Source organism: Paraburkholderia fungorum (genome assembly GCF_046027605.1).
In the GTDB taxonomy this organism is placed as follows: domain Bacteria; phylum Pseudomonadota; class Gammaproteobacteria; order Burkholderiales; family Burkholderiaceae; genus Paraburkholderia; species Paraburkholderia fungorum_F.
Genome location: NZ_JAQQEF010000004.1, coordinates 329944 through 355897, shown reverse-complemented (window position 1 = coordinate 355897; position 25954 = coordinate 329944). Strand labels below are relative to the sequence as shown.

General features: G+C 63.2%; 19 protein-coding genes. 8 read left to right on the top strand and 11 right to left on the bottom strand.

All coding sequences use genetic code 11. The features are described 5' to 3' along the window. Positions 1–50 precede the first annotated feature (50 nt). The 6 genes from PQR53_RS10140 to PQR53_RS10115 form a co-directional block, all read right to left on the bottom strand. The gene (locus tag PQR53_RS10140) at positions 51–248 is read right to left on the bottom strand and encodes a hypothetical protein (protein ID WP_408226456.1); all 198 of its coding nucleotides are present in this window, start codon (positions 246–248) and stop codon (positions 51–53) included. A gap of 56 nt (positions 249–304) precedes the next feature. Then, positions 305–1963 carry a sulfatase-like hydrolase/transferase gene (locus tag PQR53_RS10135; RefSeq protein ID WP_408226453.1) on the bottom strand — a complete coding sequence of 553 codons (1659 nt, stop codon included), beginning with the start codon at positions 1961–1963 and terminating at the stop codon, positions 305–307. Between the two features lie 58 nt (positions 1964–2021). Continuing rightward, positions 2022–2891, bottom strand: coding sequence for an SDR family oxidoreductase (locus PQR53_RS10130; protein WP_408452735.1), 870 nt, complete (start codon positions 2889–2891; stop codon positions 2022–2024). A gap of 162 nt (positions 2892–3053) precedes the next feature. Continuing rightward, a complete protein-coding gene (locus tag PQR53_RS10125) occupies positions 3054–4199 on the bottom strand; it encodes an acyl-CoA dehydrogenase family protein (protein ID WP_408226447.1) in 1146 nt (381 codons plus the stop codon). Positions 4200–4232: 33 nt separating this feature from the next. Then, entirely contained in the window at positions 4233–5474 is a 1242-nt protein-coding gene (locus tag PQR53_RS10120) for a thiolase family protein (protein ID WP_408226444.1), read from the bottom strand. Positions 5475–5556: 82 nt separating this feature from the next. After that, the gene (locus PQR53_RS10115; RefSeq protein ID WP_408226441.1) at positions 5557–6327 is read right to left on the bottom strand and encodes an enoyl-CoA hydratase/isomerase family protein; all 771 of its coding nucleotides are present in this window, start codon (positions 6325–6327) and stop codon (positions 5557–5559) included. A gap of 354 nt (positions 6328–6681) precedes the next feature. On the opposite strand from PQR53_RS10115, the gene PQR53_RS10110 reads away from it, so the two are divergent. From PQR53_RS10110 to PQR53_RS10095, 4 genes are all read left to right on the top strand, one after another. Continuing rightward, positions 6682–9477 (top strand): winged helix-turn-helix domain-containing protein, encoded by a 2796-nt coding sequence (locus PQR53_RS10110; protein WP_408406188.1) that lies wholly within the window; start codon positions 6682–6684, stop codon positions 9475–9477. A gap of 231 nt (positions 9478–9708) precedes the next feature. After that, positions 9709–10821 (top strand): CaiB/BaiF CoA transferase family protein, encoded by a 1113-nt coding sequence (locus PQR53_RS10105; protein ID WP_408452734.1) that lies wholly within the window; start codon positions 9709–9711, stop codon positions 10819–10821. A gap of 122 nt (positions 10822–10943) precedes the next feature. Continuing rightward, entirely contained in the window at positions 10944–12089 is a 1146-nt protein-coding gene (locus tag PQR53_RS10100; RefSeq protein WP_408226432.1) for an acyl-CoA dehydrogenase family protein, read from the top strand. 380 nt (positions 12090–12469) lie between these two features. Continuing rightward, the gene (locus PQR53_RS10095) at positions 12470–15172 is read left to right on the top strand and encodes a winged helix-turn-helix domain-containing protein (RefSeq protein ID WP_408226429.1); all 2703 of its coding nucleotides are present in this window, start codon (positions 12470–12472) and stop codon (positions 15170–15172) included. Between the two features lie 80 nt (positions 15173–15252). Here PQR53_RS10095 and PQR53_RS10090 read toward each other — a convergent pair whose 3' ends face one another. The 5 genes from PQR53_RS10090 to PQR53_RS10070 form a co-directional block, all read right to left on the bottom strand. Beyond that, positions 15253–16038, bottom strand: a complete 786-nt coding sequence (locus tag PQR53_RS10090) for an SDR family oxidoreductase (protein WP_408452732.1) — start codon at positions 16036–16038, stop codon at positions 15253–15255. A 43-nt stretch (positions 16039–16081) separates the two neighbouring features. Then, on the bottom strand, positions 16082–16447 hold the full coding sequence (locus PQR53_RS10085; protein ID WP_408452730.1) for a transposase: 366 nt from the start codon (positions 16445–16447) through the stop codon (positions 16082–16084). 68 nt (positions 16448–16515) lie between these two features. Further along, a complete protein-coding gene (locus PQR53_RS10080; protein ID WP_408452728.1) occupies positions 16516–18378 on the bottom strand; it encodes an acyl-CoA dehydrogenase in 1863 nt (620 codons plus the stop codon). A 13-nt stretch (positions 18379–18391) separates the two neighbouring features. Beyond that, on the bottom strand, positions 18392–19570 hold the full coding sequence (locus tag PQR53_RS10075; protein ID WP_408406194.1) for an acetyl-CoA C-acyltransferase: 1179 nt from the start codon (positions 19568–19570) through the stop codon (positions 18392–18394). Between the two features lie 103 nt (positions 19571–19673). Then, positions 19674–21755 (bottom strand): 3-hydroxyacyl-CoA dehydrogenase NAD-binding domain-containing protein, encoded by a 2082-nt coding sequence (locus tag PQR53_RS10070; RefSeq protein ID WP_408452726.1) that lies wholly within the window; start codon positions 21753–21755, stop codon positions 19674–19676. A 415-nt stretch (positions 21756–22170) separates the two neighbouring features. Here PQR53_RS10070 and PQR53_RS10065 point away from each other — a divergent pair, with 415 nt between their 5' ends. From PQR53_RS10065 to phaC, 4 genes are read left to right on the top strand one after another with little or no spacing between them, the layout of a single operon-like run. Further along, on the top strand, positions 22171–23073 hold the full coding sequence (locus tag PQR53_RS10065) for an SDR family oxidoreductase (RefSeq protein ID WP_408452724.1): 903 nt from the start codon (positions 22171–22173) through the stop codon (positions 23071–23073). 33 nt (positions 23074–23106) lie between these two features. Further along, entirely contained in the window at positions 23107–23676 is a 570-nt protein-coding gene (locus tag PQR53_RS10060; RefSeq protein ID WP_408269069.1) for a DUF2889 domain-containing protein, read from the top strand. Next, positions 23677–24321 (top strand): GNAT family N-acetyltransferase, encoded by a 645-nt coding sequence (locus tag PQR53_RS10055; RefSeq protein WP_408397994.1) that lies wholly within the window; start codon positions 23677–23679, stop codon positions 24319–24321. Next, entirely contained in the window at positions 24218–25930 is a 1713-nt protein-coding gene (gene phaC, locus PQR53_RS10050) for a class I poly(R)-hydroxyalkanoic acid synthase (protein ID WP_408452721.1), read from the top strand. Before PQR53_RS10055 ends, phaC begins: the two co-directional genes overlap by 104 nt. The last annotated feature ends 24 nt before the right edge of the window (positions 25931–25954 follow it).

Below are 25954 nucleotides of genomic sequence, written 5' to 3'. Positions count from 1 at the left end.
ACCTCTAATCAAGCGTTACACCAAAACCGATGGACGCACCGGTGTCTAGCTCACCGATATGAAGCACCGATGATCGAGGCGACGTCGCCGGGAATCCGGACGATATTGCGCAAGCCGGCCACGCCGTCGGCCACGCTGAACGCAGCCGGTTCCTCGCTGTACTGATAGACAGCGAACGCACAGCCCAATGTGAGGACGGCCAGCGCGGCCGTGATCCAGATGTGCTTTCTCTTCCTGGGTGAAGTCACGTCCAAACCTCCGTCATCGATGGCCGTACCGGCGCCCGTGAGAGCGCCGGCGTGCGTCATTGCTTCAAGGAGATCTGGGTGCGCGGCGGGTACTTCTTCAGCACCTCGCGATAACGCTGAAGCTCTCCGGCTATGGGAATAGCCGCCGGAATATGCCGGATGCTGACCGTCTCGTCTTCCTTCGGATTGGTGTAGAGGTTGAACATCAGAGCCGTCCACGGCTGTGCGATCGTGCCGCTGAAGCCTCCGTTATACCCGGCTTGAGTCACCGAATCAGCAAGCTGCACCTTGATCACGAACTTGAACTCGTCGACCCGAACCGCTGCTATTTCGTCGTTCCAGAAGTAGAAAATGCTCCGGCGGTTCGATACGCCCTTGTCAGCCAGCAGGAAGGAGGTCTGATCGATACCGTCGATATAGGTCGTGGCAGGAACCTGTTTCGCCAGCGCCGCACCCGGTTGCCCGGCAAGCGACAGCGACGTATTGAACAGGTCGGCGAAGTCGAACAACCCGTCGGACTTGCGCGCGGGAATCATGCCCTTCCAGTACACAAAAAACGGACTGCGCACACCGCCTTCCCACGTCGAACCCTTGCCGCCGCGGAACATCGTCTGGCCGTGCGGCGGAACCTCTTGCTCGGGACCGTTATCCGAGGCGAAGAAGATGACCGTGTTATCCAGTTCGTTATTGGCCTCGAGCGTATCGATCATCTTCTTGAAGAGGTCGTTGACTTCGACCATGCAGTCGCCGTACGTCGTGCGCGATGCCGAACGCCCGCGGTAGTAGTCGTTCGGATAGTTGTCGAAGTGACACGCACGCGGTGCGTAATAGAGGAAGAAGGGCTTCTCCGCCTGCTTCTGGCGGTTCAGGAAGTCGACCGTATAGGCGAGCCACTTCTGGTCGAGATCCTTGATGGTGTCGGTGTTGATCTCGTACAGGTTCTCGATCTTTCCGCCCTTCACCGCATGCACGTCGCTCTTGTTGAACGGCAGATTGCGAATGGCGTTGTAGCGATCGGGGCTCAGTGCGATCTCCGGGTTGTACTCCGGGTCTCGCCACTCCGTGTACATATCGGACACGGACAGAAAGCCGCGGAAATCGTCGAACCCGACGTTTTGCGGCTGCGAGCCCACGTTGTCACCCATGTGCCATTTGCCGACCGCCTGGGTCGTATAACCCTGGCGCGACATCAGTTGCGCAAGCGTGGTGAGCCCTTCCAGGCCGCCAGGCTGGCCGTACATAGGCGGCACCTGAATGCCGTGATGCGCCATGTTCTGGCCGGTCATGATCGTAGCGCGCGTGGGCGAGCAGCTCGGCTGCGAGTAGGCCGAACTCAGAACCAGGCTCTGGCCGGCGATACGGTCCACATCCGGCGTGTCGTTTCCGACTGCCCCGCCGCCGCCGTTGAAGCCGAAATCGCTGTACCCCACATCATCGAGCAGAAAGATGACGACATTCGGCCGCTTGCCCGTCTTCTGCTGCAATGCCTCGAGCTTTTGCCGCGCCTCGCGGTTCTGCTCGGTATTGTCGATAACCGGCTCCATGTTGTCCGCCACCTTGACGGCTCGACGGGTCAGGTATTGATTCGGCTGGTTATAGCCGGGCATCCCCTGAACCCTGGTCGGTTCGGTAATGGTCGGTGCGGCAATTGAACTGACGGCCCCAAGTGTCGCCCCAAGTGCGACGCAGAACGCTATCGGCATGATGCGTTTCACGAAAACGTCTCCTGTTGTTGTACATATTCTTCACACGCGAGTGTTCGGCCCGCGTACCTCACTGACCGCGCTTGAGCAGATCCGGCAACGCGTCCAGATGAAAGCCTTCGAACGGAACGTTGTTCCGGTGTGGCGGGCACGTCCAGTGACTACGCGCATTAGGCCCACCGCCATCCACGCGGATGCAGGTGCCGGTGATGAACGCCGCTGCGGGCGATAGAAGGAACACGATAGCCGCCGAGACTTCGGCCACGGTGCCGTAGCGCTGAGCCGGTATCGTTTTCGTGAAGCTGAGAATGGTCGATGCGGCTTCGCCGGAATAGTTGTCGAAGCCGCTGGAAGCGATGAGACCGGGCGCGACGCTGTTCACCCGAACGCCGGATGCAGCCCACTCGGATGCGGCACTTTCGGTCAACGAATGCATGCCGGCGCGAGCCGATCCCGAATGTGCGAAGCCGGGCAAACCATTCCACATGTCGGCGGTCATGTTGACGATCGAACCGCCGTGCTGCTCCATCCAGCGCACAAACACTTCGCGCATGAAAATGAAGCCGCCGGTTAGGTTGTTGCGCACCACCGCGTCGAAGCCCCGGGACGAAATGCTCTTGAGGGGAGAGAAAAACTGGCCGCCGGCATTATTGACGAGACCGTCGATACGCCCGTGATCGGCCAATACCGCGTCGACGGTCGACATCACTGTTGCGTCGTCACGGATGTCGCAGATGTGCGACGACACGCTGCCCCCATCGGCCTCGATCTCCGCCTTCACCCGTGCGAGCTTTTCGGCATTGCGTCCAACGATGACGACGCGCGCACCAAGCGCCGTCAGTTCATGCGCGGTACAGCGGCCGATACCGCTACCGCCATCGGTCACGATGACCACCCTGCCCTCGAACAGGCCGGGCCGGTAGATGGATTGATAAGGCATGAACGTTGCCCGATGAGCGCGGCTGCCAAAAGCGCACAAGAACCTGTGGGTCCTTTGTGCGTCCCCGGCGGGCGGACCGCATGCTACCCGCCCTGCCGCACCAGCGGCTACGGGCGCGCGCTGTCCATCTCCTGACTTTTGCGCACCCGTGCCGAAGCGGCTTTAGATGAACGAGCCAATACCCGTCAGCGCGCGCGAGATCATCAGCTTCTGGATCTCCGTCGTGCCGTCCGGAATCGGAATCACGATCGCTTCACGCGCAAGACGCTCGACGTTGAACTCCTTCGTCAGACCGTTGCCACCATGCAGTTGCACCGCGTCTCGGCACACCTTGACCGCTGCCTCGGTGGCGAACCACTTGGCCATCGACGACTGCACATCGCAACGAACGCCTGCGTCCATCATCGAGAAGGCGCGGAAGCACATCAGACGCGCCGCATCGGTCATCGTCGCCATTTCGGCGATTTTTTCCGCAATCAGCTGATGGCCGGCGATTTTCTTGCCGAACTGCTTGCGCTCCGTTGCGTAGGCGATCGACTCTTCCAGCGCGGCACGCATGAGGCCCACCGATAGCATGCCCACGTTGGCGCGTGCCTTTTCGAACGTCTTCATCGTGTTCTTCAGCCCCTCGCCGATTGTGCCCACCACATTGGTGACGGGCACACGACAGTCGGTGAGGAAAATCTGCGCGGTGGATTGCGAGTTCAGCGCGATCTTTTCGATGTTGCGCGACTCGTACCCATGCTCCTTGCGATCGACGAGGATGTGCGTCAACTCCTTCTCACCGGTGCGCGCCGTGACGACGATCCAGTCGGAGTAGTCGCCGTTCGAGATCCACGTCTTCTCGCCATTGAGAATGAAGTGGTCGCCGTCGCGCCGTGCCGTGACCTTGATGTCCGCCACGTTCGAGCCAACGTCCGGCTCGCTGATGCAGAAGCTCGCGAACCCGCGCCCGGCCAGCATGTCGGGCAGGTAGCGTTCGCGCAGCGGCGACGGCAGGTCAGCGGCGAGCTGCGTCATGCCCTTGTTGATCATCACGCACAGCCCGATATCGACCGACACCGTGACGAGCTCTTCGAACAGCATCGCTTCAGTGACCATCGACAGGCCCATGCCGCCATGCTCTTCCGCGAGCGATGCGCCAGGCAAACCGAATTCCGCAATGGCCATCGTGATCTCGCGCATCTTCTCCTTGAAGATGAAGCGGTCACGAAACTGCTTGGCGATCGGACGAATCTCGCTATTCAGGAACTTGCGGAAGCTCTCGACCGCTTCGCGCTGGTATTCCGTCGGCATTTCAATATTCATGGTTTTTCTCTGCAGTAACCGTAAGTTCGGGAATCAAACCCGGCCGAGGATGGCAATGTGTTCGGTGGCTTCTTCGACACGCCACAGACCGCCACCATTGCCCTGAATCGCGAAGCGCGCGCCTTCCACCTGGCGCGGACCGCAATTGCCGCGCAACTGGTCGACCAGCTCGAAGATCTGTCCAAGGCCGGTCGCGCCGATCGGATGGCCCTTCGATTCGAGGCCGCCCGACGGATTGACCGGAATCGAGCCGCCGATCGTGGTTTCGCCGCGTTCGGCGAGGATGCCGCTCATGCCCGGCTCGCGCAGCCCCAGACCTTCGAACAGCATCAGTTCGCCGATCGCCGACGCATCGTGCAGTTCGGCCACATTGATTTCGCTCGGGCTGATACCAGCCTGCTCGAATGCATCTTTGGCAGCGAGCGGCGTGCAGGCGTTTGCGTGGTCGTCGGCGGCACGCGCCGAACCCGAGCGCATCACGCTAGCCATTACCTTGATCGCACGGCTGCGATCGAAGCCGTATTTCTTCAGCGCAGATTCTGTGCACAGGATTGCCGCGGCGGCGCCGTCGGAAATCGGCGAGCACATCGGCAGCGTCATCGGGTACGTGATCGGCGGCGCGGCGAGCACTTCTTCGATGCTCATCGGCTTGCGGTATTGCGAGCGCTCGTTGTGCACCGAGTGGCCGTGATTCTTCGACGCCACCGCCGCAATCTGGCGCTGCGTAACGCCGAAGCGCGACATGAAGCCCCGGCCGAGCGCCGCATAGACATCCATGAACGGGCTATACGGCTTGTCGGACTGCGAGCCCGGCGGCGGCACGATATCCTTGCCCATGTTCGCCAGGTAGTTCTTGTTTTCCTCGAGCGTCTCGATGTCCCACGCCGACTCGAAGCACGAGAACATCTTCGCCTTGTCGTTCGTGTACATCTTCTCCGCACCCACGGCCAGCACCACGTCGGCCGCACCGGCACGCAGTTGCATGACACCCAGATTGAAGGCCGCGCTCGACGACGCGCATGCGCCTTCGAGGTTGTAGATCGGAATGCCGCCAAAACCCATCGGCAACAGCGCGACGTGACCGCGGATCATGTGCTGACCGTCGAAGTGACCTTGCGTCGTGTTGCCGAAGAATGCCGCCTGCACCCACTTGCGGTCGCACGCCGCATCCTTGAGCGCATCTTCTACGGCCCATGCCGTCAGCTGCTTGACGCTCTTGTCCATGTGGCGACCGAACGGCGTCATGCCAACGCCGACGATGTAGATATCTTCCATGTTTACCTCAGATGTTTTCTTAATGTTGGTAGCTTGCCGGCAGCGCCGGGACGTTCGCGGGGCCGGATGCGCCCCTCGCCGCTCAATAGCCCTTGAATTCGGGCTTGCGCTTTTCGACGAACGCGCGCAGGCCTTCCTGAATGTCGTACGAGCGCTGATGGTTGCGCAGTTCCAGAACCTCGTGACGCAGCGCGTCCGCGATCGACTTGTCGGCGGCTTCGTCAGCCACCCGCTTCATCCGGGTAAGCACGATGGGACTCTTGGCCGCGAGCTTCTCGCCGAGCGCCTGGACGCGCGCCTGCAATTCCGCGTCCGCCACCACTTCGCTGACGAGGCCGTAGGTCTTCATGTCTTCGGCCGGCAGCGAATCGCCGGTGAACAGCAAGTACTTGGCTACGTTGACGGGCACCTTACGTGGCAGGAGCGCCGCACCGCCGCCGCCCGGGAACACGCCGAAGTTCGAGTGCGCATCGCCAAAGCGCGCGCTCTGCGCCGCGATCACAAAGTCGCAAGCCATCACAGCTTCGAGGCCGCCGGCCAATGCGATGCCGTTGACCGCAGCGATCACGGGCCGCGGGAAGGCGCGCAGCGTGTTGAAAAACACCACGATCGCATCGAGAAAGTCCATCTCGCCAGGCGCGGTCGGCGCGCCGACCTGTTTGAGGTCGGCACCCGCACAAAATGCGCGACCGGTGCCGGTCAACGCGACCACGCGAACCTGCGCGTCATCTTTCCACTCGACCAGCTTGGCCGTCATGCGATCCACCATGCCGCGCTCCAGCGCATTCATGGCCTCGGGCCGCGCCAAAGTGATCCAGCCGACGGAACCCCGTACTTCAAACGAAACGCTCATGCTGTTCTCCTCGATTCATGCCATTTTTCAGGCGATACGTAAGCTGCATGACACCCGTCCGCACGTGGCTGGACGCGCACGCCCCATACGTGCTGCGGCGCTTGCGCACCGGTGGTGTCACTCGTGCATTGCTACGATAGGGATTTGAGTCGATGGATTCCCCTCCATTTGCGGGGGGGATCAACGGGTAGGCAACGGCCTCTGGGCCGCCGCGCGACGCGGAAGACCCGTCAGGCGCGACTTGTGAGCTGCCGATCTTGCATAAAGGACGTGCTAGCATGCAAACAGGATGGGTGCCGCCAGCCATCAGGCGCTCGCCCGGTGCGGTTGCTGCGCGCCATTGCGTGTGCCTTGGTGAAAACCCTCGCTGTTCAGTTTCTGCTTGCCACCGTACGCTCCCGGGCCACGCACCCGCGCGAGAACGCGCTGGTGGCAATCGACCCCAGAAAATTTCCGACAATGCATTTCGACGATCTGCTCGTGCAAGCGAAGTTCGCACCACCACGCATCGGCACGCGACACATCCCACGCAGGCAACTACTTGACCGGCTGCGCGAAACCCAGCATTGCACGATCACGCTTGTCACTGCGGGCGCCGGCTTTGGAAAGACCATCCTGCTCGTGCAGTGGCGCCAGGAACTGATGAAGGCCGGCGCCGAAGTCGCATGGCTCGCGCTCACCCAGGACGACCGGCGCGGCTCGGTGTTCTGCCGCTACCTGCTCGCCGCATTCAAACGTCTTGGCATCGAGGTAGACGACGATACGCTGGCGGAGGACGACCACGGCGCAAGATCGATCGAAAACGTGGTGGCGGCGATCATCGCCGGCGCGCAGGAACTCGCCAAGGACATCTATCTTTTCATCGACGACTACCACCACGTCGAAGACCCGTGGGCGCATCAGTTGATGCAGAAGTTGCTGACCCACAGCCCTGGCAATCTGCACATCGTGATCTCGTCGCGCGTGGCGCCTGCGTTGAGCATCAGCCGGCTGCGCGTCTACGGGCAGGTGGCCGAGGTGGACTTTTCGGATTTGCCGTTCAGCCGCGAAGAAGCCCAGGCGTTTTTCGAGCAGAATCTGAGCACGATGAAGCTCACCGCCGATGAACTGCGGCTGATCCAGGACATGACCCAGGGATGGCCGGCGACCCTGCAACTCATCGCCATCATGTTGCGCAGCCGCCCGGGTACACGCGAGCAGTTGCACGCATTCCTGTGGCGATCGGGCGATCTCCAGGCGTATCTCGCCGAAGATGTCATCGCGCAGTCTCCACCGGCCCTGATCGCTTTCCTGGAGTCGATCTCCATCTTCCGGCGCTTCAACGCCGATCTCGCCGCGTTCGTTGCCGGCGCGGAGAATGCAGCCGATCTGCTGCGGCGAGCCGAGGACGAAAGCCTGCTGATCCAGCGCGTCGAGTCAGACGATCGCTCGCCGTGGTTCCGGTTTCATCCGCTGCTCGGCGAATTCCTCGCCGCGCGGCTTGCGCAACGGGGCAAGGATGCGGTCGAAGCGCTGCACCGTCGCGGCAGCCAGTGGTTCGCCAGCCACGACCTCCTCGTAGAAGCGGTCCGCCACGCCAATCTGGGCGGCGACGTCGAGTTTGCCGTCAACGCCATCGAGCAAGCGGCACCGGCCAACTGGAGCCTCAGCTATGTCGGCGCAATGGTGCATCTGCTCGAGCACCTGCCACAGGAAGCACTGTCCGCTCACCCGAGGCTCTTCTTTCTGGGCTGCCTCACGTATGCGCTGACGGCCCGACCCTCGCTCGCGCAGCGCTGGCTCGAGCAGCTTCGGCGCACCGATATGGCGAGCCACCCCGCCGCCGCGGTGCACCTGGCGCTGGCAGAAGCGGCCATCGCCACGCAGCGCGATGACAATCAACGCGTCATTGCACTACTGGAGCGCCCGCGCAGCGAATGGCCTGACAACCGGATGCTGAAGTACCTCTATCTCGGCGCGCTGGCAAACGCGTATGCCCGCAATGGCCGCGTCAAGGACGCGCTGAGACTGCTCAATGACAACGCGGTCATGGCCGAAGACCACGGCAGCGAAATTGCGCTGCTCGTCGAGGCAACGCTGCCGACCATCTACCTGGCGCAAGGCAGGGTGAGCGAGGCAGTCCACCTGGCATCGGCTCTCCTCGAACAGGCGGAATCGTCCTATGGGCGGCATTCGGTGTGCGCGAGTACCTGTGCGGCGATGCTGGGCGAGGTGTACTACGAACTCGACCGCATCGATGACGCGCGCGAGGTCCTCGCCAACCGGGCGCGCATCCTGCGATCCTCGTGGCCGGAGGTCATGATTCAGGCCTCCTTATGCCATGCGCGGCTGGATCGTCTGCAACAGGATTCCGCGGCGGCGCTCGCCTTTCTCGATGTCCAGGCAGCGCACTTCCACGGTCTTGGCCTCGCGAGGCCGATGGGGTACATGCTCGCCGAACAGGCGCGCATCCTGCTTGCCGACGGCGATCACATTCGCGCCGACGACGTAGTCGCAAGACTATGCGCGCTCGGCGAGGCGCACCGCGGCGCCAGCTTCCACGCGGAGCTTTCGGCGATCGCTGCGTTCGCGCGCGCGCGGCTCGCACTGGCAAACTTCGATGCCAGTCAGGCGCTCCATGCGCTCGATGAAGTCCGGGCGTTCGCGCGATCGTTCGGGCGCGAGCGGCTGCTCGTGCGGGCGAACCTGCTGGCGGCCGTGAGCTTCGACAATCTCGAGCAGCACGATGCGGCAACCCAATGCCTGACCGATGCCGTGCGCTCGGGCGCGAAACTTGGGCTGATGCGAGCCTTCCTCGACGAAGGCGAACGGATCGGTCCGTTGCTCGCAACGGTGCGTCACGAACCGGCCCTCGGCACGCAGGCCGCGCACTATCTCGACACGGTGCTCGACAAGCTCGGCACGGCCCCCGTTCGAGTCAGCCCCTCGGGTACTGCCTCGCTGGCCGCGCAACACGTGAGCCTCACGCCGCGCGAACTCGAAATCCTGTTGCTGATCTCGCAGGCCATGTCGAACAAACGCATCGCGCTGACGCTCAACATCACGGTCGGCACGACGAAGTGGAACGTACGGAATATCCTCACCAAGCTCGGCGTCTCGACGCGCTACGACGCCATGATGTGGGCGCGCGAGCACGGATTCATCCAGTAGCCGACCGATCAAGCGGGCCGTGGATCGCCATGTCCGCCCTCGCATTCGCGCGCCCTTCAGCACGCGCCGGAACGTACACGCATGCCCGCCCGCGTGCCCCTGCCCGGAATAGGGGGATCACAGCTTCGGATCACAGCCAGGACCGCCATCCGCCCCCTCCTGCTTGAGGGGGTGTGCCGCAGCATGCGGCTGTCTATCATTAGGCAGACTACAAACATAGCGAGACAAACGATGGCGTCAAACAAGCAAGGGCCGCTCACCGGCATCCGGGTACTGGAAATCGCGGGCATTGGCCCAGGGCCTTTCTGCGGGATGCTGCTCGCCGATCTCGGCGCAGACGTGGTGGTCGTCGATCGCGTCAATGCCGACACTGAGCGCGTGGATGTCGGCAACAATGACATCGCGAGCCGCGGCAAGCGCTCGATCGCTGTGAATCTCAAGACGCCCGAAGGCGTACGCACCGTGCTGGAACTGGTCGAACAGTGCGATGCGCTGATCGAGGGCATGCGCCCCGGCGTGATGGAGCGCCTCGGCCTCGGCCCGGACGTCTGTCTGCAGCACAATCCTCGTCTGGTTTACGGCCGGATGACCGGTTGGGGCCAGAGCGGACCGCTCGCCCATGCTGCGGGACACGATCTGAACTACATCGCGCTGTCTGGCGCCCTGTGGTACGCGGGCCAGCCGGGCGAGCCGCCCGTCACGCCGCCAAGCCTCATCGGCGACGTGGGCGGCGGCGCCATGTACCTCGCCGTCGGGTTGCTGGCCGGCATCATGAGCGCGCGCGCGACGGGCCAGGGTCAGGTGGTGGATGCCGCTATCGTCGACGGCACCGCGCACATGATGACGCTGCTGCTGACGCTGCAGGCTTCGGGCAAGATGACGCCCGCACGCGGACAAAGCCTGCTCGACGGCCCCCACTGGTACAACACCTACCGCTGCGCCGATGGCGGGTTCATTTCGGTGGGTTCGCTCGAGCCCAAGTTTTACCAGCAACTACGCGAGAAGCTGGGTGTCGCCGACGATCGCGCCTTCGACAACGGCTACGATTCGCGCAACTGGCCAACGTTGCGCGAGCGTTTCGCCGAACTCTTTGCAAGCCGCACGCGCGACGAATGGTGCGCGCTGCTCGAAGGCACGGACGCCTGCTTCGCGCCGGTGCTGACTCCCGACGAAGCGGCGGCGCATCCGCATATGAAGGCCCGCGAGGTCTATACCCGCGACGGCGGCATCCTGCAGGCCAGCCCGGCGCCCCGCTTCTCCGCCACGCCTGCCGCCCGCCCCGGCGCAATTCCCCGCCGTGGCGAACATACCGACTCGGTACTCAAGGACTGGCAAGCACGCTGATCCGGCCAGGCTCTTTCTGCGCAGCGCAGGGGCTGCCGATCCGTGCGCCCGCGCGGCGCGGACGATGGCTCCCAAAACGCGCTTGTACCCCATACCAGGCCCTCGATAAAGGCAAGGCAATCATGACAGACATATCCACTGCATTCCTGACAGAACAACAGATCCTGATCCGAGACTCCGCACGGCGCGTCGCTACCGAGATCATCGCGCCGACCGCCGCCCAACGCGATGCCGCGTCGGCATGGCCATACAGCGAACTGAAGGCGATGGCGGAACTGGGCTTTCTCGGCATGCTCATTCCCGAAGAGTACGGCGGTACGGGCGCCGGCGTGCTGGACTTCTGTCTGGCACAGCACGAGTTCGCCGCTGTCGACGCTGGCCTCGCCACCATCGTCCACGTGCACAACTTCACGGCGATGACCATCGCCGAACACGGCACCGAAGAACAGAAGCGGCGCTACCTGCCGGCGATGGCACGCGGCGAATCGATCGGCGCGTTCCTCCTCACCGAGCCGCATGCCGGTTCCGATACCGCCGCGCTGCGCACGGCAGCCCGCCGCGACGGCGACCACTACGTCCTGAACGGCGCCAAGCAGTTCATTTCGAACGGCAGCGAAGCGGGCGTCGGCGTCGTCTTTGCGATCACCGACAAAACAGCCGGAAAACGTGGTGCAACCACGTTCATCATCGACCCGAAGCAGCCCGGCTATCACGTGACGCGCATCGAGAGCAAGCTCGGTCAGCACACGGCGCATACGGCCCAGATCGCGCTGGAAGATTGCCGCGTGCCGGCCGAAAACCGCTTGGGCGATGAGGGCAACGGCTATCGCACGGCGATGGGGGGACTGGCCGACGGCCGCATCGGCATCGCCTTTATCGCCGCGGGCGCCGCGCGTGCTGCGCTGGAGGCCGCGATCAAGTACGCCGGCGAGCGGGAAGCGTACGGCGCGCCCATTGCCAGGCTCCAGGGCGTGGCATTCGACCTGGCCGATATGGCCGCGCAGGTCGACGTCGCGTACCAGTACTGCCTGTACGCCGCGCGGTTGCGCGATTCCGGCGTCAACTGCATGAAAGAGGCATCGATCGCCAAGCTGTTTGCCAGCGAAATCGCCGAGAAGGTCTGCTCGGATGCGCTGCAGATCCACGGCGGTTACGGATACCTCACCGACTTCCCGGTGGAGCGCTATCTGCGCGATGTGCGGATCTGCAAGATCTACGAGGGCACCAGTCACATCCAGAAGCTGATCATTTCGCGTAACCTGGCTTAACGCGCTGGCTTAACGCGCGCTGTCGTCCTCGGGCGCCTGGGGTCACGCGAAAGCCTGGCCCCCGTCAAGGCGCGCGGCAGGATTACCGGCCAGCCCCAGGCCGTGCCACCGGGCATAGGGATAACGATGACATCCCGCCAAACGTGCCCGCCGCTGATGTCCTTCAGGATGCCGTCGCCCCCATGCCGATCCCCACGGAACGGGTCTCTTCCGGGATATCGGCCAGTCTCCGCTCTCTTGACGTTCGAATGCTGGTAAGTTAGCTTCCGCTCATCCGTTTGGCACCCCTCAATCAGAGGAAGGACGTATTCGCGCGGAACACGGATGTAAACGGTTGCCTCTCGCGCGCGAATCATCCGTTGCATCGACTAGGTGACGACTTGACCACGCAATTCACCAGACACCTGGTTTCCACCAAGTTCTCTCCCCCTCGTATCGGCGCAAAGCACTTGCCGCGCGCCAACCTGCTCGCCCAGCTCAACCGTATTCATCAGTGCAGGCTCGCCCTTGTCACCGGCAGCGCGGGCTACGGCAAGACCACCCTGCTCGCGCAATGGCGGCAAGCCTGCCTGAAGGCTGGGGCCGACGTCGGCTGGCTCTCCCTGAGCGCTGACGACAACGGCTATGCCGGCTTTTGCGCCGCGCTGTTTGCCGCCCTTCAACGCCTGGGCATTCCGGTCGAAACGGATATGCCGCTCGAGGACACCAGCGCAGTCGCCATGGATACGGCGATCGCCGCCATCGTCAGGGGCGCCGAGGCGCTTCAGCGCGACGTTTACCTGATCCTGGACGACTATCACCTGGTGGAGGCGTCGGCAGCGCACAAATTCATGCAGAAGCTGCTCGATCATGGCCCGGGCAATCTCCATCTCGTGCTTTCTTCACGCGTTACGCCGCCATTGAGCTTGAGCCGGTTGCGAGTCATGGATCAGATCGTGGAACTGGATAGCGCCGAACTGCCCTTCGACCTGCCAGAAACGCGCGTCTTCCTCGATGAAAACCTGGGTGCAGGCAAGATCAACGCCGATGAACTAGGCCTGATTCAGGAGCTGACGAGCGGCTGGCCATCGTGCCTCCAGTTGATCGTCATCATGCTGAAGAGCCGTCCGGACACGCGTTCGATCCTCCCGCATCTTGTCTGGCGATCCAGCGATCTGCAAACCTACCTGACCGAAGAGATCATGGCGCACCTGCCGCCTGAGCTCGCCGGTCTTGCCGAAACGCTGTCGATCTTCCGCAGATTCAATACGTCTCTCGCCGAGTCCGTCACGGATATTCCGCACACTGCGGAGTTGCTGACGCGCATGGAAGACGAGAACCTGCTGATCATTCGGGTCGATTCGGACGACAGGTCAGTCTGGTACCGCTTCCATCCGCTATTCGGCGAATTTCTCGCCACGCGGCTCGAACGCCGCGGATCCGCTGCAGTGCGGGAATTGCACCGGCGCGGCAGCCGATGGTTCGCCGATAACGGATTCCTTGCAGAAGCGATCCGCCATGCCAGCCTCGGCGAAGATCTGGAGTTCGCCACCTCGGTGATCGAGCGCGCCGCCCCCGCAACATGGAGCCTGGAATATCTGAGTCCGACGCTGCATCTGCTGGACCGCCTGCCGGAAGAGACCTTGTTCAAGCATCAGAGGCTGCTTTTCCTCGCCTGCCTGACGGTCGCGCTGACTGCTCGCCCAGCCAAAGCGGAGGGCTGGCTCGCCCATCTGGACGCAAGCGGCACCCCTACGCATCCGGATGTCAGCAGCAGCCTGCCGCTGATCCGCGCCGCGATCGCCGTCCAGCGCGACGATATGCAACGCGTCATCGATCTGCTGGAGCCCCAGCGCGATGCCGCGATGGAAAATCCCTTTCTGCAGTACGTGCTGCTTGCCGAACTCGCCTCGGCGTACAGCGCCACCGGGCAGTATGCGAAAGCGAGGCGCCTGCTCGACGCCCACCCCATTCCGCTGGCGGACCGCAACAATGACATGGCGCTCGTGGCGGAAGCGACGGTCATCACGACGTTGATGCTCGCCGGCGAAGTACGTGAGGCGGAGCGCACCGGTTCCCTGCTACTCGCGCGTTCGGTGAAGGCGCTGGGCCGCCGCTCGATCAGCGCGAACCTTTGCGCCGGCGGCCTCGCCGATGCTTATTACGAACTGGACCGCATCGATGATGCACGGGAGACCATCGCCAATCGCCGTGGCCTGCTGCAGTCCTCCGCGCCGGAGGTCATGATCCGTGCATCGCTTTGCAGGGCGCGTCTCGACCTCCTGCAGGAAAGCCCCGAGGCAGCGCTGTCCTTCCTGCAGCAACAGGCCGGACATATGCGCGGCCTCCGCCAGGAACGCGCGGTCGCGCACATGCTGGCCGAACAGGTCAAAGTGTTGTTGATAAAGGGGGACCGGGCACGTGCCGCTGACGTGTCCGCCTCTCTGGACGAACTGGCACACGCCCATCCGGCCGAACAGGGTTACCGCGCGGAGTTTCCGGCAGTCGCCGCGCTTGCCCGGGCCCGTGTCGTTCTGACCGATTATCCCGATCGGGCACTAGCGGCGCTGGAGATCACGCGCAGCCATGCGGCGCAATTCGGTCGCGGCAGGCTGCTTGCGCTCGTCGACATACTCCAAAGCGCGGCACTCGACAACATGGAGCGCTCAGAAGAAGCAATCGCCTCCATGGCCAAAGCGGTCGAAGCCGGCCACAGACTCGGCCTCATACGTACGCTGGTCGACGAAGGCGCGTTGGTCGGCAAGCCACTCGCGCGGCTCGTGCAGGAGAAGCTGCTGCAAGGGCCCGTCATGCAGTACGCGCAAGATCTGCTCGACAAGTTCTCCAACGCCGCGACAGCCGACGCGACCACCGGCGGGAGCCGGCGCGCAAACGCCCCCAGGAACCAGGCGGTGCTGACTCAGCGCGAAGTGGAGATACTCGGCCTCGTGGCCCAGGCGATGTCGAACAAACGAATCGCGCTCACACTGAACATCACGCTTGAAACCGTGAAGTGGAATCTGCGCAACATCTTCTCCAAGCTGGGGGTGTCGAGCCGGTATGACGCGATGGTATGGGCGCGCAAGCATGACCTGATTCAGTAGGGAGCAATGCCGTCCTTCACGGGGGACGGCGTCGAACGCAATGCAAATACCTGCGTCGGACAACGGCCCAGACACCGTGTTCACGCGACCGCCGTTACCCCACCATCCACCGCGAGAATCTGGCCGGTGATGTGCTTGCCGGCATCGCTCGCGAATAGCAGCGCCGCACCCTTCAGGTCGCCGTCGTCGCCAAGCCGTCGCAGAGGGATGCCCGCGCATACGGCATCCATGTCCATGCGAGCGAGCGAGCCGCTCGTCATCTTCGACGGGAAAAAGCCCGGCGCCAGCGCGTTTGCCGTGATGTTGTGCTCGCCCCACTCGCCCGCCAGCGCGCGTGTGAAGTTGACCACCGCGCCCTTCGACGTGTTGTAGGCGATCGTCTCCATGCGGCCCGGCACGTTGCCCCTGAGGCCGGATATCGATGCGACATTGATGATCCGTCCGTAGCGGCGGGGAATCATCGAACGCCTGCCGATGCGTTGCGTCAGCAAAAACAGGCCGCGGATGTTCAGGTCCATCACTTTGTCCCAGGCTTCGACGGTGTGGTCCTCGGCCGGCGCGCCCCACACGGCGCCGGCATTGTTCACCAGGATGTCGACGCGCCCGAGCGTTGCGAGCGCTTCGTCGGCAAGACGCGCAATATCGTCGTCGCGCGCAGCGTCGGCGGCGACCCAGTCGACCACGATGCCACGCGCCTGTAAATGCGCCTGAGCGGCCTGCAGTTCGTCTGTCTTGCGTGCCGATATCACGAGGCGGGCGCCCTGCTCCCCGAGTGCCTCCGCGATCTGCAGGCCAAGCCCGCGCGAGCCGCCGGTAATAAGCGCCGTCTTACCCTTCAGGTCGAAGAGCTGCTTTACGGTATGCATATGATTTTCCTTTTGTAGAGCCGTAGGCTCTTGTTGAGCGTCTTTACAATCGACGTCTCGACAACGACGCGGCCGCGTCAACCACCCCGTCACATCGGCTAGTCGCTGAGTGATCAAGCGACTTCACATCAATGAGTTCGGCGACGCGTTGAAGAAGCCCCGCGCGGCGCCATGCCAGGTACTTCACGTAGCACGTCTGCTGGGCCGGAAAAATGGACGGCAGCCTATGCCACTTCTCGCCGTTTTGCTGCACCCAGAGAATCGCATTCAATATTCCGCGACAATCTCGACGGGGTCGCCCAGGTCCCCGAGTCGGCCCTGGAAACAGATGTTCGACGCGCGCCCAGTCAGCATCTGATAGGAGAATATCTGTGACGCACTTTTCCGCGTATTGCTGTACAGCGTTCAAAAAGGGACTCCTTGAGCTCGCCTCGTGCCTGATCTGCTAGCGATCACTTCAGCATCGAAGGCGCTCATTTAGAACCAGGCGTCCTGCATGTCGAGCGTGGTTCGATCGAGACTTGCAAGCAGATCAAACTGCGCTGTCACGCGGGGCAGCTCCCAGCGAAAGAAATAAGCCGCGGCGGCGAGCTTGCCGCGGTAGAAAGCATCGTCCTGTGCATGCTTGCCGCCAGCAAGCGCAGCACTCGCGACAAGGGCCTGCTCCAGCCACACCCACGCCATCACCACATGGCCGAACGCTTCCAGGTACAAGGACGCGTTGGCGAGCGTCAATGCGGGTTCCCCCGCCGCCCACAGTTGCCGCGTCACCTGCGCGAGGCGGGCGGTAGCGGAATCGAGCACACCGGCATATTCGTTCAACGCCGCGTCCGCACAAGCACGCGCGCATTCAACGGCGGCTTGCATCGTGTCGCGGAGAATCCCAAGGGCGGCCCCCTCCTTCAACACCACCTTGCGGCCAAGCAAATCCAGTCCCTGGATGCCGTGCGTGCCTTCGTGAATCGGGTTGAGACGGTTGTCGCGGTAAAACTGCTCGACGTTGTACTCGCGGGTGTAGCCGTAACCGCCGTGCACCTGAATCGCGAGACTGTTCGCTTCCAGGCACCATTGCGACGGCCAGCTTTTGGCGATGGGCGTCAGGATGTCGAGCAATAGCGTCGCCCGCTCACACGCCTGTGCGTCGCCCGCCGCGTGCGCCGCGCGTTCTTCGTCCACCCGCTTGGCGCAATATAGATTCAGCGCCAGCGCGCCCTCCGCGTAGCTCTTCTGCGCGAGCAGCATGCGGCGAATATCAGCATGCTCGACCAGCTTCGCCTGCGGGCTGGCCGGGTCCTTGCCGCCACGGCCGGCGGTGCGTCCCTGGGGCCGGTTGCGCGCGTAGTCGAGCGCATGCAGGTAGCCGGTATAGCCGAGCGTCGCCGCACCCAGCCCCACGCCGATGCGCGCCTCGTTCATCATGTGGAACATACAGGCGAGCCCCTGACCCGGCTCGCCGACCAGATAGCCAATCGCGCCAGCCTTGCCGTCCGGCCGATATTTGATGCCTTCGCCGAAATTCAGCAGGCAGTTGGTCGTGCCACGATGGCCCATCTTGTGATTGAGACCGGCGAGCACCACATCGTTGTGCTCGCCGAGCGAGCCATCATCATTGACGAGGTACTTGGGTACGATAAAAAGCGAGATGCCCTTCACGCCCGAAATCAGCCTGCCGTCCGGACCAGGAATCTTGGCCAGCACCAGATGTACGATGTTCCCGGACAGTTCGTGTTCGCCGCCCGAGATCCACATCTTGTTGCCACGCAGCCGGTATTGCACGCCGAGCGGCGACTCGACCTCATACTCGGCGCGCGTCGTGATGTCCGACAGCGACGAGCCCGCCTGCGGCTCGGACAGGCACATCGTCCCGAAGAAACGGCCGTCCATCTCAGGCCGCACGAACGCGTCGATCTGCGCGGGCGTGCCGTAGGTGAGCAACAGGTTGGCATTGCCAATCGTCAGGAACGGATAGCCCGCCGTGCCGACGTTAGCGGCCATGAACCAGGCGAAGCCAGCCTTCTCGACCACCAGCGGCAACTGCATGCCACCGAGTTCGTAATCCTGGCCCGCGGCCATCAGACCTGCCGCACTGAACGCGTCGAGCGCAGTCTTGACCTCAGGAATGAGGCTAACCGTTTCGCCGTCGAAATGCGGCTCGTGCTGGTCGCTCTTCTTGTTATGCGTCGCGAACAGTTCAGTGGCGATCTTTTCGCAGGTATCAAGCGCGGCGTCGAAAGTTTCGCGCGAGTGGTCGGCGTAGCGCGGGATCTCCGTCAGCGCCTCGACCCGAAGCCACTCGTACAGCATGAAATCCAGATCACGGCGGGACAGGATCAGCGACATACGGAGATCCCGTTCAAAGCACTTCGAACAGGCCGGCCGCACCCTGGCCGCCGCCGATACACATCGTAACCACCACGTACTTCACGCCGCGGCGCTTGCCTTCGATCAGCGCGTGGCCGACGAGGCGCGCGCCCGATACGCCAAACGGATGGCCCACCGCAATCGCGCCGCCATTGACGTTCAGACGCTCCATCGGGATGCCGAGCTGGTCGGCGCAATACAGCACCTGCACCGCGAATGCTTCGTTCAGCTCCCACAGGCCGATGTCCTCGACCTTGAGGCCAGCCTTCTTCAGCAGCCTGGGCACCGCGAACACCGGACCAATACCCATTTCGTCGGGCTCGCAGCCCGCCACCGCGAAGCCACGGAACACGCCGAGCGGCTGCAGGCCGCGCGCGGCCGCCACCCGCGCGTTCATCACCACGGCGGCCGACGCGCCGTCCGAGAACTGCGATGCATTGCCTGCCGAAATGACACCGCCAGGCATCGCGGTGCGGATCTTCGCCACGCCTTCGAGCGTGGTGTCGCCGCGGATACCTTCGTCGGCCGCGAGTGTCACTTCGCGCGTCACGATCTCACCGGTGACCTTGTCGGTCACGCCGGCCAGCACCGTGATCGGCACGATCTCGTCATTGAAGCGGCCCGCCTGTTGCGCAGCGGCCGCCCGTTGCTGGCTGCGCGCACCGTACTCGTCCTGGCGCTCGCGCGAGATCTCATAGCGCTTGGCCACGGTCTCGGCGGTCTGCAGCATGCTCCAGTAGATTTCCGGCTTATGCTGCACCAGCCACGGGTCGCTCGCCATGTGCTGATTCATCTGCCGCTGCGTCCACGAAATGCTTTCGACGCCGCCCGCCACGAAAATGTCGCCTTCGTCCGCGATCACGCGCTGCGCAGCCATCGCAATGGCCTGCAGGCCCGACGAGCAGAAGCGGTTGACCGTCGCACCCGGCACCGTCGCCGGGCAGCCCGCGCGCAGGGCGATCTGCCGCCCGATATTGCCGCCCGTCGCGCCCTCGGGATTCGCGCAACCCATCAGCACGTCCTCCACTTCGCCAGCCTCAATGCCGGCGCGCTCGATTGCGTGCTTCACCACATGGCCGCCCATCGTGGCGCCGTGGGTCATGTTGAGGGCGCCCTTCCAGCTCTTTGCCAAGCCGGTGCGCGCGGTGGATACGATGACTGCTTCATTCATGTGTTGTTCCTGGGTGTGCTTTGATAGGGTTACTGGCCGGCAGCCGCAGCGCGGGATGCATGGCATCCGTGACCTGCGCGCCGGCATGCAGCAGCGGACACGCTCAATCGTTGAAGCCCTTGCCTTCGTCCGCCAGCTTCTGCAGCAGCGGCGCGACCTGCCATGCTTCTCCGCGATAACCCTTCGCGCAACGCTGGATCGCCTGCGCGACGTTGTAGAGGCCGAACTGATCCGCATACAGCATCGGGCCGCCGCGGAACTGCGGAAAGCCGTAGCCGCTCAGATAGACCATGTCGATGTCCGATGCCTTCGACGCGATGCCTTCCTCGAGAATCAGTGCGCCTTCGTTGACGAGTGCGAACACCAGCCGCTCGACGATTTCTGCATCGGAAATCTTGCGGCGCGCGATCCCCAGATCCTTCGAGTGACGCACGATCATTTCGTTGACCTGCGGACTCGGATACGCCTTGCGATCGCCCGGCTCGTAGTCGTACCATCCTGCGCCGGCCTTCTGGCCAAAGCGCCCCGCCTCGCACAGCAGGTCGCCGGTCTTCGAGTAGGTGAACTCGGGCTGCTCGATGGCGCGCCGTTTGCGGATCGCCCAGCCGATATCGTTGCCCGCCATGTCGATCATGCGGAACGGGCCCATGGCGAAACCGAATGTCTCGATCGCGCGGTCAACCTGTTCGGGCAACGCGCCTTCGTCCAGCAGGAAGCCCGCCTGGCGGCTGTACTGCTCGAGCATGCGGTTGCCGATGAAACCGTCGCACACGCCGGCCACAACGGCGACCTTTTTGATCTTCTTACCGAGCTGCATGACGGTGGCAAGCACATCCTTGCCGGTTTTCTCGCCGCGGACCACTTCGAGAAGCTTCATCACGTTGGCCGGGCTGAAGAAGTGCATGCCGACCACGTCCTGAGGACGCGTCGTGAACGAGGCGATTGTGTTCACGTCCAGCGTCGAGGTGTTCGAAGCGAGGATCGCCCCCTGTTTCATGACCCCGTCGAGTTTCCTGAAGACCGCTTCCTTCACACCCATTTCCTCGAACACCGCTTCGATGACGAGATCGGCGTCGCCGATGTCGTCATAGGAGAGCGTCGTGCGCAGCAGGTTCATGCGCTGCTCGACGTCGTCCTGGGTGAGCTTGCCCTTTTTCGCGCTGCTCTCGTAGTTGCGGCGGATCGTCGCCACGCCGCGCTCCAGCGCATCGGACTTCATTTCCAGCATCGTCACGGGGATGCCCGCGTTCAGGAAGTTCATGCTGATGCCGCCACCCATGGTGCCCGCGCCGATCACGGCCACCTTCGCGATCTTGCGGGTGGGCGTGTCGCCCGGCACATCGGGAATCTTGCTCGCGGCGCGCCCGGCGAGGAACGCATGACGCAAGGCCCGCGATACAGGCGTGGAGAGCAGATACAGGAAGCCATCGCGCTCGTCTTTCATGCCCTGTTCGAACGGCTTGAGGGAAGCCGCGACCGCGTCGACGCATTTGAGCGGTGCAGGGAAATGCTGCGATGTCGCCGCGAGCGTGCTGCGCGCGAATCCGAGGTAGCCTTCAGCGTTCTTGTGCTGCACCTTCAGGTTTCGTACCTGCGGATGCTGGCCCGGCGCGGCGGCGACGTTCCGAGCGAACTTCACTGCAGCGGGTAGCACGTCGTCACTGGCGACGTGGTCGAATAGCTTCGTATCGGCAAACTTCTCGGACGGGATCGCATTGCCTGACGTGATCATGTTCAAAGCCGCCTCGAGGCCGATCACGCGCGGCAAGCGCTGCGTCCCGCCGGCGCCTGGCAGCAGGCCAAGATTGACTTCCGGCAGGGCGATCTGCGCGCCCTTTGCCGTCACGCGGTAGTGGCAGCCTAGCGCCAGCTCGAGGCCGCCGCCCATCGCCACCGCATGAATTGCAGCCACCACCGGCTTTGGCGAAGCCTCAATCGTATCGATGACCGTTTGCAGGCTCGGCTCCTGCATCGCCTTTGGTGTACCGAATTCGCGGATATCCGCGCCGCCCGAGAATGCCTTGCCGGCACCGGTGATCACAATCGCCTTGACGGTCGCATCGTCCAGCGCTCGAGTCATCCCTTCGACGATGCCCACCCGGGTGCTGTGGCCCAGTCCGTTGACAGGAGGATTGTCGAGCGTGATGACGGCAATGCCGTCATGGGACTGATACTGCGCTGTCATGCTGGTTCCTTTGATGTCTTGAGTTTCTCCCGGGATCGGGAGGGTCGACTTCATCCGTTTTGTCATGCGAAGCCGTTCGGCGCGGCGGCGAAAGCTGCGGCGTGTGTCGCACGTGAGATCCGGGCACATGATAGGCGGGCGTCAGACGCAATTTCCCCCTCCCTTTCTAGGGGGCGCCGGCGAACTGCCGTTCAGTTCGCCAGACGCGGACATGCGTCCCACCGATGCCCGGTTTCGCGGCGACCCGCCGCGCAATCCGCCCACCAGGCCGCGTTCGCAGCCGCCCCCCTCCAAAGGGAAGGCGGCGCCACACCCGACACGCCCTATCCTGCGTGTGCAGGCGCGTTGCCGCGTTGCAACCTGAAGCGCTCGCTGAGCTCGACATTCCCGACATGCAACCAGGCAGGACAACGCAATGAAGCAGTTTCAGAACAGGGTTGCCGTGATTACCGGCGCTGCATCGGGCTTCGGCAAGGCATTCGCCGAGGCCGGCGCGGCCCTGGGCATGAAGCTCGTGCTGGCCGACATCCAGGAGGACGCACTGCACGCCACCGTGAAAACACGCCGTGACCAGGGTGCGGCCGTGATCGGCGTGCGTACCGATGTGTCGAGTGCCGATCAGGTACAGGCGCTCGCCGACGCCGCGATCGACGCGTTCGGCGAGGTCAATCTGTTGTTCAACAACGCTGGCGTGGGCGCCGGCGGCCTCGTGTGGGAGAACACCGAAAAAGATTGGGACTGGGTGCTGGGCGTGAATTTGAAGAGCGTCATTCATGGTGTGCGGATATTCACGCCCTTGATGCTCGCCGCCGCCGCGCGCGATCCGGCCTATGAAGGCCATATCGTCAATACCGCATCGATGGCCGGTCTCGTCAACGGACCGTCGATGGGCGTGTACAACGTCTCCAAGCATGCGGTGGTTGCCCTCACCGAGACGCTTTATCACGACCTCGGCCTCGTGACCGATCAGGTGCACTGTTCGGCGTTGTGTCCGTACTTCGTGCCGACCGCATTCAGCCAGTCGCGCCGCAATCGTCCCGCCGAGCTTGCCAACGCTGAAACGCCGACGCGCTCGCAGCTTGTCGCACAGGCGATGTCCGAGAAGTCGGTCAGCTCGGCAAAGATCAGCGTGGAAGAAATCGCCCAGATAACGTTCGACGCCGTCCGGAAGCGGGACTTCTATATCTACTCGGATCTCAATGTAATGGCGCTCGTGGAGGAGCGCTTCAAACACATGATCGGACAGTGCAACCCCGGTGACCCGTTCGCCGGCCATCCGCAAGTGCGCGAAAAGCTGGTCAAAGCCTTGCGCGGCTAGCGCACGCGTCATTGCTGTCCACGGATATCCGATATGAACCCGACCGCTGTCGCGCGAAAGCTTCTTCATACCCGCCATGTCGCCTGTCATGCGTATCAGCGCAGCGACGGGCTGATTGACATCGAAGCAGAGTTGAGAGACATCACGCCAGACGGAACAGATCTTTTCTTCAAGATCCTGCCCGCCGGCATGCCGATTCACGACATGCGCATCCTCATGACGGTGAACCAGAAGCTGGTCGTCCAGGCCGTCACCGCGCAGATGCGCGCAACCCCGACGCCTTACTGCCCGAAGATCGAGTCCGCCTATGCGGCGCTCGCCGGTCTGCAAATCGGTGCGGGCTGGCGAACGCAGGTCAAGGCTCGCGTCGGCGGCATGCACGGTTGCACGCATCTGACCGAACTGATACTCGGAACAATGGCGACGACCGCCGTGCAGGCGAGCTTGGCTATCGAGCGCGCGTCGCCCGACTGGCCCGCAAGCCTTAAAAAAGACGTGACGATCATCAATAGCTGTCACAGCTATCGGAGCGATGGCGAGGCGGCAAAAATACTCTGGTCCGAGCAGCGGCGCGAGCAGGATTGCAGCGGTCCGGTGGTCTGAATGTGGAACGCGCAAACCAATCGAACCAGCTGGCGTGTGCTGACCGAGCAATCGCGCCGGGCATTACTCGCGCATTTTCTCGCCCTCAACGACGAAGACCGTCGACTCCGTTTCAATCAGCCGACGCGCGACTGGACGATCAAACATTACGTGGATGGCATCGACTTCGAGCGCGACACGGTGTTCGGCGTCTACGACAGTCCGCTGACGCTGGACGGCGTGGGGCATTTCGTGACGCTGCGCGATAACGACCGTCCTCGCGCCGCCGAGCTCGGCGTATCCGTATCGCAAGATGCGCGCGGGCGCGGCATCGGCAGCGCACTGCTCGAACACGCGATTACTCACGCTCGCAGCATGCAGTTCCACACGCTGTGGATGTATTTTCAGTCGGACAACGACGCGATGATGCGTATCGCGAGAAAGGCCGGCATGACGATCCAGTGCGCGTACGGCGAGGCCGATGCATGGCTCGCGCTGCCATCGGCGGATGACCCCATTGCCGTTCTGGACAACCATTGCATCAAACCACGAGGGGACTTGTATGGCGTCTCACTTCAATGCACCAGAGAAATGGCTTCAGGCATGCTTCAAGTTGGCACACGACTGGACGCAGGTGCTGACTGGCCCGCGAGCAACCCAGGATAGCGAGGCATCGAACGCGGACGCGGCGCCGCTGGCGCTTGCCAGTGCACACTATTGGAATCAACAGATGGCGCTTTGGCGCACTCTGATGTCGCCGCACGCGAGCGGCAATGGCGTCGCGCCCCCCATGACGGCGCCCGAGCCGAACGACCGCCGCTTCCAGGGCGAGGATTGGACCGGCAACGCCTGGTACAGTGCGCTCGTGCAGGCTTACCTGCTCAATTCACGCCTGCTCGCCGAGATGGTCGAAGCCGCGGAACTCGACGACAAGGTCAAGCACAAACTGCGCTTTTTTTCCCGCCAGTTCATCGATTCGATGAGCCCCGCAAACTTCGCCGCGACCAATCCCGAGGCGATGCGGCTTGCGCTGCAATCGGACGGCGAGAGCTTGCGTGCCGGCATGTCGAACCTGCTGCACGACCTGGCACGCGGCCAGATTGCGATCACCGACGAGACGGCATTCGAGGTAGGCCGCAACGTCGCGGTCTCCGAGGGTGCGGTCGTGTTCGAGTGCGAGCTCATGCAATTGATCCAGTACCGGCCGCTCACCACGCAGGTCGCCGCGCGCCCGCTCGTCGTGGTGCCGCCGTGCGTGAACAAGTTCTACATTCTCGACCTCCAGCCGAAAAACTCCTTCGTGCGCTATGCGTGCGAGCAGGGCTACACCGTCTTCGTGATTTCATGGCGCAACCCAGGCGAGGACATGCAGCATACGACCTGGGACGATTACCTCGAACACGCCGTGATGAAGGCGATCGAGATAGCGCAGGCGATCAGCGGCGCGGACAAGGTCAACACGCTCGGCTGGTGCGTCGGTGGCACGATGCTCTCCTCGGCGCTGGCGATTCTGCGCGCGCGTGGCGACGAAACGGTAGCGAGCATGACCTTGCTCACGACCCTGCTCGATTTCGACGAACCGGGTGACCTGGGCGCGTTCATCGACGAGGAAAGTGTCAGGCAAAGCGAACTGACGATTGGCCGGGGCGGCATCCATTCCGGCAAGTCATTGGCGTTCGTATTCCAGATGTTGCGCGCGAACGATCTGCTGTGGCCCCATGTCGCCAACAACTATCTGAAGGGACAAACGCCCGACGCGTTCGACCTGTTGTACTGGAATGCCGACGCCACCAATCTGCCGGGGCCGATGGTTGCGTGGCTGCTGCGTAACACGTACCTGGAGAACAACCTGCGCGTGCCGGGCAAGCTCGTGATGTGCGGCCAGCCGGTGAACCTCGGCGCGATCGATGTCCCGAGCTATGTTCTCGCGGCCCAAGGCGACCATATCGTCCCATGGCGGTCCGCATGGCGAACCGTACACCTGCTTGGCGGCAAGCCGCAGTTCGTGCTGGCCGCGAGCGGCCACATCGCCGGGGTCATCAACCCTCCGTCCGTGAACAAGCGCCATTACTGGACTGGTGGCAACCAGGCCGACAACGCGGACGAGTGGCTCGCGCTTGCGAAACAGAAGCCAGGAAGCTGGTGGACACACTGGAGCCAATGGCTGCGCCGGCACGCCGCCGAGAAGGTTCCGGCTCGCACGCGATTGGGCGATGACGCCTATCAGCCGATCGAGCCGGCGCCTGGCCGCTATGTAAGCGCGCGCTGCGGATAGCCATGCCGCGGCGGCATGGCTTGC

Bases quoted from the DNA above. Each gene is read 5' to 3' on its own strand.
- PQR53_RS10130 (WP_408452735.1), bottom strand. From the start codon at position 2,891: ATGCCTTATCAATCCATCTACCGGCCCGGCCTGTTCGAGGGCAGGGTG.
- PQR53_RS10125 (WP_408226447.1), bottom strand. From the start codon at position 4,199: ATGAATATTGAAATGCCGACGGAATACCAGCGCGAAGCGGTCGAGAGC.
- PQR53_RS10120 (WP_408226444.1), bottom strand. From the start codon at position 5,474: ATGGAAGATATCTACATCGTCGGCGTTGGCATGACGCCGTTCGGTCGC.
- PQR53_RS10115 (WP_408226441.1), bottom strand. From the start codon at position 6,327: ATGAGCGTTTCGTTTGAAGTACGGGGTTCCGTCGGCTGGATCACTTTG.
- PQR53_RS10105 (WP_408452734.1), top strand. From the start codon at position 9,709: ATGGCGTCAAACAAGCAAGGGCCGCTCACCGGCATCCGGGTACTGGAA.
- PQR53_RS10100 (WP_408226432.1), top strand. From the start codon at position 10,944: ATGACAGACATATCCACTGCATTCCTGACAGAACAACAGATCCTGATC.
- PQR53_RS10090 (WP_408452732.1), bottom strand. From the start codon at position 16,038: ATGCATACCGTAAAGCAGCTCTTCGACCTGAAGGGTAAGACGGCGCTT.
- PQR53_RS10080 (WP_408452728.1), bottom strand. From the start codon at position 18,378: ATGTCGCTGATCCTGTCCCGCCGTGATCTGGATTTCATGCTGTACGAG.
- PQR53_RS10075 (WP_408406194.1), bottom strand. From the start codon at position 19,570: ATGAATGAAGCAGTCATCGTATCCACCGCGCGCACCGGCTTGGCAAAG.
- PQR53_RS10070 (WP_408452726.1), bottom strand. From the start codon at position 21,755: ATGACAGCGCAGTATCAGTCCCATGACGGCATTGCCGTCATCACGCTC.
- PQR53_RS10065 (WP_408452724.1), top strand. From the start codon at position 22,171: ATGAAGCAGTTTCAGAACAGGGTTGCCGTGATTACCGGCGCTGCATCG.
- PQR53_RS10060 (WP_408269069.1), top strand. From the start codon at position 23,107: ATGAACCCGACCGCTGTCGCGCGAAAGCTTCTTCATACCCGCCATGTC.
- PQR53_RS10055 (WP_408397994.1), top strand. From the start codon at position 23,677: ATGTGGAACGCGCAAACCAATCGAACCAGCTGGCGTGTGCTGACCGAG.
- phaC (WP_408452721.1), top strand. From the start codon at position 24,218: ATGGCGTCTCACTTCAATGCACCAGAGAAATGGCTTCAGGCATGCTTC.